Consider the following 15,421-nt stretch of genomic DNA (forward strand, 5'->3'; position numbering starts at 1 on the left):
ATGGAGCCAGTGGCGGGACAGGGTGTGTTGCATGGGAACCTCCGGGTCTGAAACGGGATGACGAAAACGAAGGGGAAAAAAGCCATGCGGCGTTTTTCCCGGTTTTTTCTATTGTAACGGGAGATGGCGGAAATTGCCGGGCCGGCAGGAGGCCGGCATCAGGAGCCGTTGCCCGGGGCGGGCCATTCCGGCAGGCCGTTGGGGTAGATGATGTAGCCGATCATGTGCCAGGTTTCCTGGACGAGAAAGAGGACCTTGGCCCTGAAGCTTTCGTAACGGGTGGTCGGTGTCGGGGAAGACCAGGCGGTGATGCCGAGGTCGCCGGCGATCTGCATTGCCCGTTTCATGTGCATGGGGTCGCTGACGACGAGCGCGGTTTCCAGACCGTTTTTTTCCATGATGGCGCGGGCGTTGATGAGGTTTTCCCGCGTGGTCAGGGATGCTTCCTCGATCAGGATGTCTTTTTCCGGTATGCCTTGCGACAGGGCATACCGGCGGGCGACGTACGCTTCGGAAAAGGGAGCGTTTTTCGATTTGCCGCCGGTCAGGATCAGTTTGCCGACATAGCCGTTTTCGTAGAGCCAGATACCGTGCCGGATACGTTCCTGAAAAACGGGTGACGGCCGTTTGTACCAGGCGGCGGCGCCCAGTATGATGGCGGCGTCCGCCGTTTTTTTCTGGTCGACGGTGGAAAAGAGGGCGATCGAGCAGAACAGATAGGCGACGAAGACGAAAGCGGCGATAACGAGGATTTTGAGGCTTTTCTTCATCGCGCTATTGTACTCCGGCTCCGTTTCCCGTGTGTGACGGGCGCGGGCGTCGGCCGGCGGGGACCGGGCCGTTTGTCGGGAACGTGGCGGACATCGGTTGCCGGCTGTTTTCAGGATCGGGCGGCGATTTTCACATGGGAGAGCGAGCCTTTCAGTTTTTTGAGGACGGAAACGTCGCCGGTGATTTTGCCCAGGGCCACACCGTCGGATGCCATGCGGGGTTCTCCGTTGACACTGGCCGGCGTGGGACCGAAAAAGATGCAAAGGGCGTTGCCGGACGGCCAGAGCGCCACTTCGCCGATGTCGAAGACGTCGCGCAACGCGTCGCCGTCGTAATCGATGCGCCGGGCCAGTTCCCCGTAATATTCGTCGCCCCAGCTGCTCATGCGGATTTCCTGGGGGAGGGTCTTTCGCAGGCTGCGGGAAGCGTGGTTGTCGTACAGTTCGACGTCAAGTGTGGTGGTGCCGATAGTGATGATCATGGTTTCCTTTCGTGTGGCTTCGGTTTTGCTGCCCGTGCCGGAAAAACGGATAGGCCGGCCTGACTGAAACCGGGATGACAAGCGTGCGCCACATGATAAATATCTTTGCGGTTTTTGAACAGCCGGGAAGGAGGACACCGTTTTCCGGTTTCCGGCCGGTGAGGTGCCGTACCGCGAGACTGTCCGGAAAGCGGCTGTCCGGTACCGGTTGCCGGGGAAATCGCGGAAGCGGAAAGCCGGCGGGATTTCCGGTTCGAAAGACAAATGGCCCGGGGGTCGCTTCTTATGAGGCCGTGGCCTGTTTTCTGGCGCCTTCCATGATGAAGACCCTTTCTTCTCCGGTGTCCTTGTCGTAGACCTCGAATTTCACGTCCCGGCCGTGGCTGGAAATCCGGTCGATTTCGATTTCATGGTATTCGTTTTTGCCGTGATCGAAAATTTCGACGGTATTGCCTTTTTTGACCTTGCTGAGGCGGGAGGTGATTTCGATTTTCGTGCCGCTGGAGGGTTCGATGCCGTCCCAGGCAAGGGCGGCTGTCATCGGAAACAGGATGGTGATGAGGATCAGTTTTTTCATGGTACAGGGAGCGATGTTTCGGAAAACGCGATGTCGTCAAATGACGGACTCTGCCGTCATGATAGCAGCAAAATCGCAAGGTTTTCCGCCGGGGAAAAGGGGAGTCCGTGATGTCTGCCGGACATGCCGGATGAAACGGCGGGTTTTCCTGTGTGGTCGGTCTGTTCCGCCGGCCGGGGGGACGGGCCGTGCGCAGGAAAAACCGGCGGCCCCCGGCGCGGCCCGAAGGAGCCGCTTCGTTTGCGACGACCGGCCGGTGGCGGTGTGGCCATGCGGTGAAATGTTCAATCGGAGACGGAGATATCCGTCACCTGACCGTTTTCGATGACGGCCTCTATGGGCCGGCCGTCGAATGCCCGGTTATCGTCCAGAAACCGGAGTCTTGTCCGGAGGTCTGTGCCGCCGTTTTCCCGTTCCCGCGTTTCGATGGTGACGGATTGCAGGCGGATGTCCGGTGCCCATTGGCCGGCCGGTACGGGGGGATGTCCGGAAAACTGGCGCCATGCCGCCATTGGGGCGGCCAGTTTTTCCGCTATCTGCTGTTGCCATGCCGCTTCACCTTCCGCCTCCAGCTGGCCGATCGGGGCGCCGATCGCCGCCAGATGCCGGTTGATGAGTGTCTCGTCCGGACAGTGGAGGGCTTCTTCGCGGGTCAGTTCGATGGCTTTTTCCAGAAATCCGATCCTGTCGTCCAGATCGGCCAGCGGGTAATCCCAGAGGGTTTCCAGCAGGGAGAGCCTTTCTTTGGCCGGTTTGTCGGAATACAGGGCGACCAGTTTCAGGTCGGAATAGGCGTCGTGTTCTTCCTGCGTCATGTCGCGCGGGATACCGTAGAGCCGGTTGCCGCCTTCGATCATCCGGTCTGTCAGGGTGTCGGCCAGTTGCGTCAGCCGGGCGACTTCGGGCGGCAGCGTGACGCCGTTTTCGGCGGCGATTTCTCCGGCCTTGCGGGAAAACTGCATGATTTTCGCCAGCATGACCGTGAACTGCGTGTCGTCCCGTACCAGTTCGTCGGGCAGTTGCAGGGTTTGCAGTGCCCCGTACATTTCCGTCAGGGGAGCGCCGACCTGTTCGCATTTGGCGCGGCGGCTTCGCATCGGGTCGTTCCAGATGGCGACGGCTTTTTTGAACGATCCGATGAAACGTTCGGAATCGATGTATTGCCAGTACCGTTCTTCCAGTGCCTCATCCGCCGGAGGCGGCAGCAGGGCTTTCAGTTCGTCGCGTTTTTTGCGCAATGTTTCGAGATATTGCCGTTTTTCTTCGGGCAGCGCGTTTTCCGGATCGTTTCCGGTATTGTTTTGCGATTCGCCCGGCAGGATTTCCCGTGGCGTTTCCGGTGGAACGATAAAAAGCGACAGGCTGACTTTTTTGCCCCAGAGCGTGGCATTCAGTCCGTATCCGGTTTTGTAGCCCAGAAATCGGAAGGTGAAGGTTTCCGGAGAAAATTCCGTGTCTTCTTCCAGCGGGATGTGCGAAACGCCGGCGATCGGTTCGGCAGGATAGAAATTCCAGACGGTCTTGTCGTTTTCTGTGTCGGTCATGATGGGCAATCGGGTTGGAATATGAGGGGCCGGACAGGCCGGATTTTCCTGTCCGGGGCGTTGCGGTCAGTATAACCGGCAATTGACGCAAATGGACGGTGACGCGGGGGAAAAATGAAGGCGGGCCGGGCGTGGCGGAAGAAGCGGGACGGTGTTTCCGGTCGTTGTCGCCGAAAGTGCCGGAAACGGGATGGATGAAAAAGGTGAGAAGAGACCGGAACTTCGCATGGACAGCGGGTTGAAAATTCCGGTTTCCGGACTGTTCGGGGGAAAATCCGGAAGTCTTTCCTCTGGACGGGCAAAAAATCCGCTGGTGAACAGCCGGAAATCATCCTTCAGGCGATTCACCGGTTTTTTTCTGTTTGTTCCCCGAGAGACGGTAGCCGGTGTGATCCTGTATCCACAATGTCGTACCGTGTTGTCTGTGGAGGCGAGGTGTTCTGCGGGGGAAAGGCATGCCGCCTGACGGGGAAAAGCGGCATTGTCATGTCCGGCAAGCGGTTCGAAGCCGCCGGATGGTGCCGGCAGGCTGTAAGGTCGTATCCCGTGACAGTCGCCTGCCGCCATATTACGTCACGACAACGGGCGGGATGCGGTTGTTTTATCTCTGGTCAGGGATTGTGCCGATACCGTTCACGGGCGGCTCCTGTTCCGGATTTTTTCAGGAGGGAATTTCCGGCCGGTTCTGCTGTATGCCGGATATCCGGACATTCGGTCTTGTTCTGATCCGGTCGCACCCGTAAAGGGTGCGACGAAAATCGAGGGACTGGAGTTCGATATTGTGATTAAGTTTCAATCCACGCACCCGTAAAGGGTGCGACCGATCTGATCGAAAAGGCTGCGGCGTTGGCCGGATCGTTTCAATCCACGCACCCGTAAAGGGTGCGACCGCCCCTCCTGTCAGGCCCGGTAAACCGGGCGTTTCAGAGGCATTTTGCGAGGACCTCTTTCTTTTCACCTGAAAATAAGGGAGGTTTCCCGAACATTTTTTATTTTACGTGTATTTTCAACAGGTTGGCAATGCGAGCATCTCACGGGGGAAAGCTTGTTCACTTGGGGTGCCCGCATCGGCAGACAGGATGATGGATCCGGGGGCAGGATGTGCGGAAAGGTTCCACAGGCCGGAACCTTTCCGGAGTGATCTGTCATTTGCCGGATTTTCGCTGTTTCGGGCCGCTGCCGGCCGGGGGGGCGCGGCGGTATTGCCGGTTTCTCATCCGGCGAAGGAGGGTGTACTGGATGGCGCAGGCCAGTATGACGACGACGGCGATGCCGGCGAGAAGCAGTTTGCGCATAAAAGCGCGGTCTGCCGCTTCTTTCGGGTCTTCGGCGACAGTCGCTTTTTCGTATACCGGTGCCGGTGCCGGTGCCGTTTCGGCACGGTTGCCGTTTCCGGCGGTTTTTCCGGTTTTTGTCGCCGTTGTTTCACGGGCAGGCGGTTTCTCGTCGGTCATGTTGACGGCGGGGGTTTCGTCGGCATAGATCCGGTCGAGCGCCCGGATGGCTTCTTCATGACCTTCTTTGGCGGCTTTTTCCAGCAGGGGAATGGCCTGACGCGGTTTTCCGGCCCGATAGAGTTGCAGGCCTTGCGACAGGTCGTCGGCGCGGACGGGGCGCGCGGCGGTGATCGCGGCGACGGTCAGCGAAAAAAGAACACAGAGTATGAACGGCAGTGACGGTTTCGGCATGGCGGTGAGCGGTTGGTGACATACACGAAATGTGCCGCGGCGGATACCGGGCGGCACGATACGGGGATATTGTAGCAGACTGGCGGGGCTGCCGACAGTTGCCGGCCGTTTCCCCTGCCCCGGCGGGTGTGCCGGGGGAAAACGGCTTTTATTCCGGATAGTTCGTGTCGATAGCGACCGGTTCGATATTGTTCATGTCGGCCTGGATTTTCCGGATCTGCCGGGCGGCGACCTTGTAGGCGTCGGGGCCGAGGAAGAGGTGCAGGGGGGATCGGCCATTTCGGAAACGGACAGGATGATTTCCGCGCCGCGTACCGGATCGCCGATCTGCTGGCGGTTCATTTTTTTCAGCAGCATGTGGAAGGCCTCGCGTTTTTCGGTGTATTCGGGGATGGCGGTGTCTTCGAACTGCATGGAATCGGCCAGAAAGTCGGTGCGGAAGTTGCCCGGCTTGACGCAGGTGACCCGGATGCCGAAGTCGGCGAGTTCGTCGCGCAGCGATTCGGACAGGCCGGCGACGGCGAATTTGGAGGCGCAATAGATGCCGCTGCCGGGAAAGCCGGTGAAGCCGGCCATCGACGAAAGGTTGAAGATGTGGCCGGAACCCTGTCGGCGCATGAACGGCAGGGCATGGCGGATGACGTTTAGCGTTCCGAAGAAGTTGACGTCGAATTCCCGTCTGACGAGTGTGTCGCTGATTTCTTCCACGTAACCGAACTGGCCGTAGCCGGCATTGTTGACGACGACATCGAGACGGCCGAATTTTCCGACGGTTTCCGTCAGGACGTTTTTGACGGAGGCTTCGTTGACGAGGTCGGTTTGAAGGGGAAGGAACCGGTCGTTTTCGCGGCCGATGGTGCGTTCGAGCCGGTCAAGTTGCCGGGTGGTCGCGGCGACGCGGTGGCCTTTTTCCAGCAGCAGCTTGGTGATCTCGAGTCCGAATCCGCGTGAGGCGCCGGTGATGAACCAGACTTTTCCGTTTTCCGGGCGGTTGTTTTCCATGTTTTGACTCCTGATGGGGGGCCTGCCGGGGCAGGCGTGATACGGTTGGCGATGTCTGCCAGTGTAACGGATTCTGTGGGAAATGGCACAGGTCGGGCGGCCGGTTCCGGTGTTTTTGGCCGAAAATGCGATGGATGAAACGTATTGCCGGTATCGTGGGCGGCGAAGGGGCCATGAAAGGCAGGTGGGCTGACCGGCCGGAATGGGGAACGGCGTGCGGGGGCGATGGCCGATCGCCGAATGCCCTTTTCGGGGAGATGTGCTGTACGGGTGAGCGGAACGTCCTGCCGGAGGAATGTGCAAAACGGGCTGGTGCCTGTGGTTTCCGGGTCTGCCGGAGGCGTTCGGATATCTACAGTCTGTTGTCCGGATGATGGCGCGATTGTCTTCTGAAAGGTATCGGCGATCCGGTCGTGGTTGCAGGTTCGGTATGTTGTGACTGTCGTCACCCGTTCCAGCGGAATGGGAATACCGCCGCCGGCGTCCTGTTTCAGGGGATACCGGCGGATCGGGGGCAAGTTCCGGTTTTAGCGGTGTCCGCCACCGGGACCCCGTCCGGGGCCGCCCGGATTGTGCATGCCGCCATTGTCGCCCGGACCGCCGTCATGATGGGGGGGAGGGGGGAAACAGGCAGACAACAGCAGGGCGAGAGACGCGATGATGAGTTTTTTCATTGTTTGTTCCAATGAGAAAAACAATGAAAAATATTGTTGTATAAAACATGTGGAATGACAAGTGCCAAAACGGACTGGAGGAATCCTGACGGCGATCGCTCCGCTCATCGGCATTTTTTGAGAGGAAAGGGGGGCGAAACCGTTTCGTCGGCGGAATGGCGGTGCGAGGGGAAAGGTCGGGCATCGTCGCGCAGGGTGACCGGTCGCCGTATGGCTGGACGATCGTTGCCGGAGGCATTGCCGCGAATGGCGAAAAACGGGGAGAGAAAACAGCGGATTTGCCGGACGATGTGTCCGTCCTGCCGTCGGCAGGTTGGGAAAATCCGGAAGTCGCGGCTGGCGTTTTGCCGCTGCAACGGACCGGTGGCATGAAGATGTCCCGTGACCGGATTTCTTTTCTGAGCGGGAGACCGGAAATGGTTTGTAACGGGATTTTTATGAGAACGTTTTTCGCAGGCCGTTGTGGTGAACCGGATGTTCGCGGCGCATTGTGTATTTGCCGGCATGCCGTGTCTGTATCGTGACGGAGACCGGTAATGGCTGCCGGAGCCGTTTGTCCCGGGCGCGGCGGGTGCGGGTGTCCGCGGTTTTGTTCGGTATGTTTCTTTCAGGAATCGGGAAACATCGGCCGGAGAGTTCGCCTGCTTTTCCGGGGCGCATAGGGGCGATGTTCTGCAAGCCGGGGACGGATGAGGTCGTGATGTGTTTTCCGCAGGGGGATGCCGCCTTTCCGGTATTGGGCCGGCATGTCACCGGAGCGTCTGGCGATATTTCTGCTGTATGGCGGCCAGCTGTCCGGCTGCGATTTTCCCGATGGGGATGAAGGGAATCGGGTCGGGGGTGTGGGGGGCGATGGTTTTTTCGAACCAGACCACGTCGTGCCATTTGCCGCATTTGTAGCCGGTATTGCGGTACAGGCCCGTGCGGGAAAATCCGAGCGATTCGTGCAGTCTTTCGCTGGCGGCGTTCGGCAGGGTCACGATGCCGAACACCGTCCGGATATTCTGGAGGACGAGCATGTCGATCAGGGTCCGGTAGAGTGCGGTGCCCCGTCTTTTCGAACGGCTGGCGGTATCCAGATAGACCGACAGTCCGGCATTCCACTGGTACGCTTCCCTTTCCATCAGCCGGTGGGCATAGGCATAGCCGGTGACGGTGCCGTTTTCCTCGCAAACCAGCCAGGGCCAGACGGAGGAAATGGCGGCGATCCGGGCGGCGAATGTTTCCGGGGCCGGGAGGGTGTATTCGAAGGTGACGGGGGTGTCGATGTACTGGCTGTAGATCGCCAGCAGGGTCTCGGTGTCGGCCGGTGTGACGAACCGGATGTTTGCGGTATCTTGCGTTTTTGCCGGCATGCCGCGTCTATACCGCGATGGGGGCGGCGATGGCCGGGTGCGGGTCGTAGCCGGCGATGTCGAAGTCTTCGAAGGTGTAATCGAAGATGGACGGTTTTTTGTTCAAAGTCAGCGTCGGCAGGGCGCGCGGCTCGCGCGAGAGCTGGAGGCGGGCCTGATCGAAGTGGTTTCTGTACAGGTGCAGGTCGCCGATGGCGTGAATGATTTCGCCGGGTTCGAGGTCGCACTGCCGGGCGATCATGTGGGTCAGGAAAGCGGTCGAGGCCGTGTTGTACGGCACGCCCAGAAAGATGTCGCCGGAGCGCTGGGTCATCATGCAGGAAAGCCGGCCGGCGGCAACCTGGAACTGGTACATGACATGGCAGGGCGCCAGAGCCATTTTGCCGTCTCTGACGTTGTCCTGCGGCGATTTTTTCTCATCCGGCAACAGGGCGACGTTCCAGGCACTGATGATGTGCCGGCGGCTGTCGGGGTTGGTGCGGATGGAGTCGATGACGGCGGATACCTGATCGTATATTTTGCCGTCCGATCCTTCCCAGGCCCGCCACTGGGCACCGTAGATCGGGCCGAGATCACCGTTTTCGGTGGCCCATTCGTCCCAGATGGTGACCTTGTTGTCGTGCAGGTACCCGATATTCGTGCCGCCTTGCAGGAACCAGAGCAGTTCGCAGACGATGGAACGGATGTGCAGGCGCTTGGTGGTCAAAAGCGGAAAACCGTTTTTCAGGTCGTGCCGGATCATCCGGCCGAAGACAGCGCGGGTACCGGTTCCGGTACGGTCGCCCTTGTCAATACCAAAGTCCAGTATTTCCTGCAACAGGTTCAGATATTGACGTTCCATTTTTCGGTTGTTTCCGGTAAGTGCTTGTCCCTGAAACCGGTCCGGACAGGCTGCTTTCTGTTCCGGTTTGACTGTTTCGGAGAATCGGGTGGAAAAAGAAGCATTCTAGCGGTTAATACGTTCTTTTGAAAGGGAAGCGGATAGCCGGGGGAGCCGTTTCTGGGAAAAATCAATTGTTGTGGGGGGATGTATCACGGGTTCAGGGACATTGGCCGGTGAGGTTGATGGAGTCCGGAAGGAAACGGCTTTGGGCCGGCTGGCGTTTCCACCGGTGCCTGTGACAGTCCGGCGTTTTTTTCGCCGGCTGCCGGTTTTCCGGTTTTTTCGGGTGCCGTCATCTCGTCCAGTTTCGCCAGCGCCCGGGCGGCGTCGGCATGTCCCGCCTGTTTCGCCGTTTCCAGCCAGAAGCGTGCCCGGTCTCCGTTTCGGGCGACGCCGTTGCCTTTTGCATAGATCGTCCCGAGAAGGAACATGGATTCGGCGTGTCCGGCACGGGCGGCGACGGTGAAGTAATGGATGGCGCGGGGAATGTCCTGTGCGACGTTAACGCCCAGATAGAGGATGCTGCCGTAGAAGTGGCTGGCGTCGATATGGCCGCTGTCGGCGCTTCGCTTGAGCCATGTGACGGCTTCGTCCGGATTTTTTTCCGGTGAGCGGGGGGAAAGCAGCAGGAGGGCCAGATGGTACTGGGCCGGGGCATAGCCCTGTTTCGCGGCTTTTTCGAACCATGTTTTCGCTCCGGCAGGATCGGCAGGGGTGCCGCGTCCCTGGGCAAGCATCAGGGCCAGCTGGTCTTGCGACCAGGCGTCGCCGGCGCTGGCGGCTTTTTCGAAGCAGGTTCGCGCTTTTTCATCGTTTTGCGCAATGCCGATGCCTTCCCGGTAGAGGTAGCCGAGCGAGGCTGTTGCACGGATGTCGTTGCGGGCGGCGGCTTTTTCGAACCAGACCCGGGCGGCCTGCGGGTCGGCGGGCATGCCGTCGCCTTTCAGGCTCAGGTAGCCCAGCGTGTATTGGGCGGGGGGAAACCTTCTTCGGCCAGCCGGATGAAGCGGGCGATGGCCCCCGGTTTGTCGGCCGGTTGTCCCCGGCCGGCAAATTGCAGAAGGGCGAGCTGGTAGGCGGCATTCCGGTGGCCGGCTGTGGCGGCCTTGTGAAACAGGCTGGCGGCTTGTGTCTCGTCGGGAGCGGGGAGAGCTGTGCCGTTTTTCGCCATCATGCCCAGTTCGAACAGTGCGTCGGGGTCGTTTTTTTCGGCCGCTTTTTCCAGCCATTCCCGTGCTTTCGCCGGGTCGGGGGGAATCGTTTTCCCGCGAAGGTTCAGAATGCCCAGGGCGGTCATGGCCGGGACATATCCTTTTTCCGCGGCCAGCCGGAACCAGTATTCCGCTGTTTTTCCGTCGGTCGCGATGTCGTCGCCGCTGGCGATCAGGGCGCCTTTCCGGTACATGGCGCCAGGATGGCCCCGGGTCGCGGCTTCCGTGAAGAGGGCGGCGGCTTTGTTTGGATCGCGTTCGACGCAGAGGCCGTTCAGATAAAGGATGCCGCGTTCGGTCATCTCGTCCGCGTCTTGCGGGTCAGGGTGCGTTTCGAGGATTTCACGGATGCCGGCACATTCCGTTTCCTGTCTGTCGGCCGGCAACGGGGCAACCGGTGCAGGTGGCCGGGAATGTTGCGGAACAGTCGAAAAGGTCGCTTCTGCCGGACGGGAGACAGGGGCGGCGGGTGTCTGGCCGGCAGGGGAAGCCGGGGAGATGGAAGGTGTTTCCGGAACGGCCGGTGCAGGAAGGGGTTCCGTTTTTTCGGCCTGTTTTTCGGGGAGGGGTGTTTTTTGTGGCCTGTCGTCGTATTTCAGGATGTTTTCCCGCGTGTCCACCGGTTTGCCGGAACGGATAACGTCCCAGATGGCGGTGAACAGGGCCGGCGTTTTCCATTCGGCCGGCGGCGTATCGGCAGGGATGCCGTCGTCGGCATGGGCGGCGGAGACGGAGCAGAGAAGGGACAGCGCGAGAAGGACAGGCAGAAATCGGCGCAACATAAACCCGGACAGGACGGATGCAAAACCTGCATGGTAGTGCGAAAGGTTCTCTTTCGCAACCGGAAATCCGGCTGTCCCGGCAACATCCGGCAGGATAACGGTGTACAGGGATGCCGTTATCCGTTCGGGTTTGGGGCACCGGCCGGAAAATCCGCCTGGCCGGTATGGCACGGGGAAATGCCGGCCGGCGGGTTTTTGCCGTTCCCGGGCCGGTTCCGCTGCCGGTGAGGCCTGTTGCGGGAATCAGACGTCCGCTAATACACACTAGCGGACATTTGCAAACCGGCCTTTTATTCGCCAGTCGAGCGGCATGCCGCCTGTTTTCTGCCCTGCCGGGTAAAACGATAGCAGAATCCTGTTTTCCCATAAACAGTCCGGTTGATCCGAAAACCGGCGAGTTTTAACGGATGAGATGGAAATTCCGTTTGTTTTCAATGAATTGGGAATGTTTGGTATACCGGTTACTGTGTATTAGCGGAACCATTAGTGTGTATTAGCGGATATATCGCCGGTTTTGTTCCTGCTGTTTCCCGTTTTTCCATTCTTTTTGCAGGAACGAATATCCATGAAGTCATTTCTTTTTTTCAGGCGAACGCCCCTTTTTCTGGCGCTGGCGTCCGCTTTTCTGTGTCATCCGGCATGGTCGCAAAGTTATAGTGGCGAAGTGTCCGGCCCGATCTGGGGGCATGATATCGGGATGGTGAACGCGGTGCTTGACGGTTATGTGTCCACCACAAAGGACCGGAACGAAAAAGGCGCTGTCGAAGTAACGGCCGGCGGGACGCTGGCAGTGTCCGGTTCGACGTTCAGCAATAACGAGAACGGAACGTCATCTGTCAATGGTGAGCTGGTCAAACCCGGTGCAGGGGTGTTTTATCTGAATACCGGAACGCAGGGCGAAATCAGCCAGTCGTCCTTTACCGGCAACAGGGATTACTACTTCAACAAGGAGGCGGGCGACAAATCTGCCGGTGCCGTTTTCAATGACGGCGTTCTGGCGATAACGAATACGTCGTTTGCCGGCAATTCGGACAATTTCGCGGGGGGAGCCGTCAATAATTATGTGAACGGCACGCTTGCGATTGCCGGTTCGCGGTTTGAGGGGAACGGCAAGGTAGCCGGTCTGGATACGCGTTTCGGCGGGGCGATCACCAATTACGGCCAGTTGACGGATACCGGATCTGTCTATGTCGGCAATACGGTGGTCACTCAGGGGGGAGCGCTTCAGCAGGCGGTCGGGGCGGTGGGCAGCGGTTTTGCTCCTTCCATGAGTCTGGCAAACGATGTTTTTCAGGAAAACAGCTCGGGCGGGCATGGCGGTGCGATAGCTGTTCAACACGGCAGTTTCCATGATTTTGGTTCGCGTTATACCGGCAATCGGGCGGCTTATTCGGGCGGTGCTTTCCGGATTTATGCCGGGGCGACCGGTATGACGAATGGTGATGTGTTTGAGGGCAATACCGCCACGAATACAGGCGGCGGTGCCGTGTACAATGCCGGTACGCTGACGGATTCGGCATCTGTTTACAGCCGGAATACGGGCAGGCAGGGCGGCGCTGTCTATAATGCCGGAAAAATGTCCATATCCGGGGGAGAATTCCGTGGCAATGAGGCTTTTACGAATGGCGGCGCTATCCGCAATGCAAAGACGTTGCAGGTGACAGACGGCGTGTTTGCCGGCAATACGGCCGGCGATGCCGGCGGTGCGGTGTATAACGGCGATGCCGGTACCGTCCTGATGGGAGGGAAAAATCTTTTTGAGGGCAATGCGGCGAACGGAAAAGACAACGATATCCATAATGACGGTGTTTTCAGTTTCGGTTCGGAAGATGTGGAACATGTCGCGACTGTCCTGAACGGCGGCGTGACCGGTACCGGGACGATGTCTCTCAATGAAGGAACCCTGACGCTGGCCCAGGATCGCCAGATTCACCAGAATGCCTTCCGGGCGGCTGCCGGCACGACGACTTATGTGACGCTGGGTGCCAGTCATCTTGTCCAGGAAAATGGTGTCAAGTACTTCCATGAACTCGACGATGGTGTACGGGACGGCCATGACAAGGCGCTGGAGACGATTGGCAAAGAGGGCTTTTCCATTCATACCCGTGGCGATATGCAGCTGGACAAGGATGCCGTTCTTCACATCACTCTCAACGACAACGAACCGGGCAAGACGTATCTGGTCGCTTATAACGAGCGATCTGCCGAAAATGCCGGCGACACGGCAGCGTCACTGGTCACGCAGGGATTTTCCCATGAAGACACGGCCTGGAAGGGGGTGAACCTTCAGAGCGCCAATCCCATGCTTGAGTTTGACCGTGTCGGGGAAGACAACACGAATGGTTATGTGATGGTTTCCTCGAGGGAGTCCAATTCGGTCGGGATTATTGAAGATATGGGGGGCGTCAGTCATATCTATTACGGCTGGTTATCCGATCTTTCCGATCTCCGGCACCGTCTGGGAGAAGTCCGTTACGGCGCACAGGACGGGGTCTGGGGCAAGGTGATTTACTCACGTTATCATGCCAGGGGGCTGGGTGACGGCGAGGTCAAGGCCGAGGATTACAGTGTGCACATCGGGATTGACCGACTGATTGACAAGGGTGAGGATCATTCCTGGCTGGTGGGCATGTCGTTTAAGGGAGGACATGCGGATACGGAGTCCTATCGCTATGACGGAAGCGGGAACATGGATCATTACATGTTGAAGGCTTACGGGACGTATATGGACAAGTCCGGCGGTTATGCGGATATCGTGGGCACCGTCGGGTATTTCGATACGGATTTCAGCGGTTTCCACAACGAGCGTACCGGTTACATGCGCGGGGATTTTTCGAACTGGGGGTATGGTTTCTCGGTTGAGGCGGGCCATATGTTCAGCTGGGGCGAAGAGGTGGATGATCGCCAGTGGCACAATCACTGGTTTTTCGAGCCGCAGATCCAGTTGTCCTGGTTCCATGTCGATGGCCAAAATTACGACACGAGTAACGCCATCCATGTCCGGCAGAACGATGTCGATTTCCTGACGGGAAGACTGGGCGGTGTGCTGGGCAAGAAATTCAGTTACGGCGGGGAAAATAGTCTGGACAAGCGGTATGTGCAGATTGCGGGGCGTGCCGGTCTGATTCATGAATTCGATGGCGATCAGTCGTTGTATATGAATGGCCGCCGCTTTACGGGACATGTTGCTGAAAACGTGTTCTATTACGGTCTGGATCTGGACTGGCAGTTCGGCATTGACCAGAAATTGTATTTGCAAGTCGATCGCGCACATGGGGATGGATATCACAAGGATATCCAGGTTCGTGCCGGTTACCGTTACCGGTTCTGATGGAGGATGTTTGAATGTTTAAGAGAACGGTTTTTGCTCTGGCGATATCAGCTGTATTGGGAACCGCGCAGGCCGCGCCTGTTTGCCAGCCGTCGGCATATAATGTCTGGCTGGATGTGTCCGGTTCGATGATGTTGCCGCAGGAGAATGGGTCAGCAGAATCGGATGACGGGAAGGATGTGCCGAAAATCGCCCATGCCAAGGTTTTTCTGAAGAAATTGGCTCAGGCCAATCAGGGGGAATCGGAGACCGGTATTTTCACGGTGGCTCCTTTCACGATTCAGCAGGAACCGGCAAAACTTTCGGCAGAGGAATATGCACGACTGCTTGATGAGAAAATTCCGGAAAATCTGGAGTCGGTCGGACGCATGACCTGGCTGGGGGAACGTGCAAAGGCACAATTGTCCCGGGAAAAGCATCTTGTACTGGTGACCGATGGCGATTTTTCCAAATGGAAGCAGGACAGCAAGGTTCCGGCCAAAAAGGCGTTTGACGCTTTCCGTGCCGGTGGCGGGAAGCTGACGGTGTTGTCGCTGGCAGGCAATGATGAGGAAGTCGCTCGTCTGCATGAAGTATTTGGCGAAAGCGATATTGTCGATCTTGTTTCTGTACTACGCGATGTCCGGCAGACGGATCAGGTGGTGGAAAGGATTCTGGATCGCCGGTGCACTCCTGCTGAAGCGCCGGTTCTGGAACTTCAGGGCATTAACTTCGATTTCGACAAGGCGACGCTGACATCCGGTTCCAGCCGGATTCTGGATGAGGCGCTGAATGTTATCCGGTTGCAGTATGCCGGACGGAAGATGGAGATTGTCGGATGGACGGATTCCGCGGGGAGCGATGCCTATAACGGGAAATTGTCTCTCGCACGTGCGGAAACGGTGAAACGTTATTTTGCCGGGCATGGTGTGGATCCGGAACGGATGACGGTTCGTGGTGCCGGCAAATCGTTCGCCTATGACAACAGGACAGCGCACGGGCGCTGGATGAATCGCCGCGTCGATATCCGTTTTCCGGGAAAATGAGGGATTGTGCGGCAGATGCCGTTTTTCGCGTCCGTTTCCGGAAAAGTGGTTTTTTCCCGAAAATCGGGCCGGGCGATATGCGACGTAAGGAGACTGC

At 58.4% G+C, this 15,421-nt stretch carries 15 protein-coding genes; 4 read left to right on the forward strand and 11 right to left on the reverse strand.

Annotated elements, in window-relative coordinates; translation table 11 throughout:
- Positions 1–158: 158 nt before the first annotated feature.
- The 6 genes from NB647_RS04860 to NB647_RS04885 all read right to left on the reverse strand — a co-directional run bounded on the left by NB647_RS04860 (position 159) and on the right by NB647_RS04885 (position 6,063).
- Positions 159–770 (reverse strand): YdcF family protein, encoded by a 612-nt coding sequence (locus NB647_RS04860; protein WP_269284539.1) that lies wholly within the window; start codon positions 768–770, stop codon positions 159–161.
- A 110-nt stretch (positions 771–880) separates the two neighbouring features.
- On the reverse strand, positions 881–1,333 hold the full coding sequence (locus NB647_RS04865) for a cyclophilin-like fold protein (RefSeq protein ID WP_269284542.1): 453 nt from the start codon (positions 1,331–1,333) through the stop codon (positions 881–883).
- Positions 1,334–1,535: 202 nt separating this feature from the next.
- Entirely contained in the window at positions 1,536–1,829 is a 294-nt protein-coding gene (locus NB647_RS04870) for a DUF5334 family protein (protein ID WP_269265495.1), read from the reverse strand.
- 284 nt (positions 1,830–2,113) lie between these two features.
- Positions 2,114–3,373, reverse strand: coding sequence for a hypothetical protein (locus tag NB647_RS04875; protein WP_269284544.1), 1,260 nt, complete (start codon positions 3,371–3,373; stop codon positions 2,114–2,116).
- A gap of 1,145 nt (positions 3,374–4,518) precedes the next feature.
- Positions 4,519–5,061, reverse strand: coding sequence for a hypothetical protein (locus NB647_RS04880; RefSeq protein ID WP_269284547.1), 543 nt, complete (start codon positions 5,059–5,061; stop codon positions 4,519–4,521).
- A 192-nt stretch (positions 5,062–5,253) separates the two neighbouring features.
- Entirely contained in the window at positions 5,254–6,063 is an 810-nt protein-coding gene (locus NB647_RS04885) for an SDR family oxidoreductase (RefSeq protein ID WP_269265499.1), read from the reverse strand.
- A gap of 134 nt (positions 6,064–6,197) precedes the next feature.
- Here NB647_RS04885 and NB647_RS04890 point away from each other — a divergent pair, with 134 nt between their 5' ends.
- Positions 6,198–6,437: a hypothetical protein gene (locus tag NB647_RS04890; RefSeq protein WP_269284550.1), complete on the forward strand. Its 240-nt coding sequence runs from the start codon at positions 6,198–6,200 to the stop codon at positions 6,435–6,437.
- 153 nt (positions 6,438–6,590) lie between these two features.
- Here NB647_RS04890 and NB647_RS04895 read toward each other — a convergent pair whose 3' ends face one another.
- Positions 6,591–6,737 (reverse strand): hypothetical protein, encoded by a 147-nt coding sequence (locus NB647_RS04895; protein WP_269284553.1) that lies wholly within the window; start codon positions 6,735–6,737, stop codon positions 6,591–6,593.
- A 161-nt stretch (positions 6,738–6,898) separates the two neighbouring features.
- On the opposite strand from NB647_RS04895, the gene NB647_RS04900 reads away from it, so the two are divergent.
- Positions 6,899–7,261: a hypothetical protein gene (locus tag NB647_RS04900; RefSeq protein ID WP_269284555.1), complete on the forward strand. Its 363-nt coding sequence runs from the start codon at positions 6,899–6,901 to the stop codon at positions 7,259–7,261.
- 225 nt (positions 7,262–7,486) lie between these two features.
- Here the strand turns inward: NB647_RS04900 and NB647_RS04905 are convergent, their stop codons facing one another.
- The 4 genes from NB647_RS04905 to NB647_RS04920 form a co-directional block, all read right to left on the reverse strand.
- Positions 7,487–8,092 (reverse strand): GNAT family N-acetyltransferase, encoded by a 606-nt coding sequence (locus tag NB647_RS04905; protein ID WP_269284558.1) that lies wholly within the window; start codon positions 8,090–8,092, stop codon positions 7,487–7,489.
- Positions 8,093–8,099: 7 nt separating this feature from the next.
- Positions 8,100–8,933 (reverse strand): thymidylate synthase, encoded by an 834-nt coding sequence (locus NB647_RS04910; protein WP_269284561.1) that lies wholly within the window; start codon positions 8,931–8,933, stop codon positions 8,100–8,102.
- A 191-nt stretch (positions 8,934–9,124) separates the two neighbouring features.
- A complete protein-coding gene (locus NB647_RS04915) occupies positions 9,125–9,907 on the reverse strand; it encodes a tetratricopeptide repeat protein (protein WP_269284564.1) in 783 nt (260 codons plus the stop codon).
- Between the two features lie 17 nt (positions 9,908–9,924).
- Entirely contained in the window at positions 9,925–11,139 is a 1,215-nt protein-coding gene (locus tag NB647_RS04920; protein WP_269284567.1) for a tetratricopeptide repeat protein, read from the reverse strand.
- Between the two features lie 394 nt (positions 11,140–11,533).
- Between NB647_RS04920 and NB647_RS04925 the strand changes: the two genes are divergently transcribed.
- Entirely contained in the window at positions 11,534–14,299 is a 2,766-nt protein-coding gene (locus tag NB647_RS04925; RefSeq protein ID WP_269284570.1) for an autotransporter outer membrane beta-barrel domain-containing protein, read from the forward strand.
- 14 nt (positions 14,300–14,313) lie between these two features.
- The gene (locus NB647_RS04930; protein WP_269284573.1) at positions 14,314–15,324 is read left to right on the forward strand and encodes an OmpA family protein; all 1,011 of its coding nucleotides are present in this window, start codon (positions 14,314–14,316) and stop codon (positions 15,322–15,324) included.
- Positions 15,325–15,421: the final 97 nt, after the last annotated feature.

This window comes from Oxalobacter aliiformigenes (assembly GCF_027116575.1).
In the GTDB taxonomy this organism is placed as follows: domain Bacteria; phylum Pseudomonadota; class Gammaproteobacteria; order Burkholderiales; family Burkholderiaceae_D; genus Oxalobacter; species Oxalobacter aliiformigenes.

Bases quoted from the DNA above. Each gene is read 5' to 3' on its own strand.
- NB647_RS04860 (WP_269284539.1), bottom strand. From the start codon at position 770: ATGAAGAAAAGCCTCAAAATCCTCGTTATCGCCGCTTTCGTCTTCGTC.
- NB647_RS04870 (WP_269265495.1), bottom strand. From the start codon at position 1,829: ATGAAAAAACTGATCCTCATCACCATCCTGTTTCCGATGACAGCCGCC.
- NB647_RS04875 (WP_269284544.1), bottom strand. From the start codon at position 3,373: ATGACCGACACAGAAAACGACAAGACCGTCTGGAATTTCTATCCTGCC.
- NB647_RS04880 (WP_269284547.1), bottom strand. From the start codon at position 5,061: ATGCCGAAACCGTCACTGCCGTTCATACTCTGTGTTCTTTTTTCGCTG.
- NB647_RS04885 (WP_269265499.1), bottom strand. From the start codon at position 6,063: ATGGAAAACAACCGCCCGGAAAACGGAAAAGTCTGGTTCATCACCGGC.
- NB647_RS04890 (WP_269284550.1), top strand. From the start codon at position 6,198: ATGAAACGTATTGCCGGTATCGTGGGCGGCGAAGGGGCCATGAAAGGC.
- NB647_RS04895 (WP_269284553.1), bottom strand. From the start codon at position 6,737: ATGAAAAAACTCATCATCGCGTCTCTCGCCCTGCTGTTGTCTGCCTGT.
- NB647_RS04905 (WP_269284558.1), bottom strand. From the start codon at position 8,092: ATGCCGGCAAAAACGCAAGATACCGCAAACATCCGGTTCGTCACACCG.
- NB647_RS04910 (WP_269284561.1), bottom strand. From the start codon at position 8,933: ATGGAACGTCAATATCTGAACCTGTTGCAGGAAATACTGGACTTTGGT.
- NB647_RS04915 (WP_269284564.1), bottom strand. From the start codon at position 9,907: ATGCCCGCCGACCCGCAGGCCGCCCGGGTCTGGTTCGAAAAAGCCGCC.
- NB647_RS04925 (WP_269284570.1), top strand. From the start codon at position 11,534: ATGAAGTCATTTCTTTTTTTCAGGCGAACGCCCCTTTTTCTGGCGCTG.
- NB647_RS04930 (WP_269284573.1), top strand. From the start codon at position 14,314: ATGTTTAAGAGAACGGTTTTTGCTCTGGCGATATCAGCTGTATTGGGA.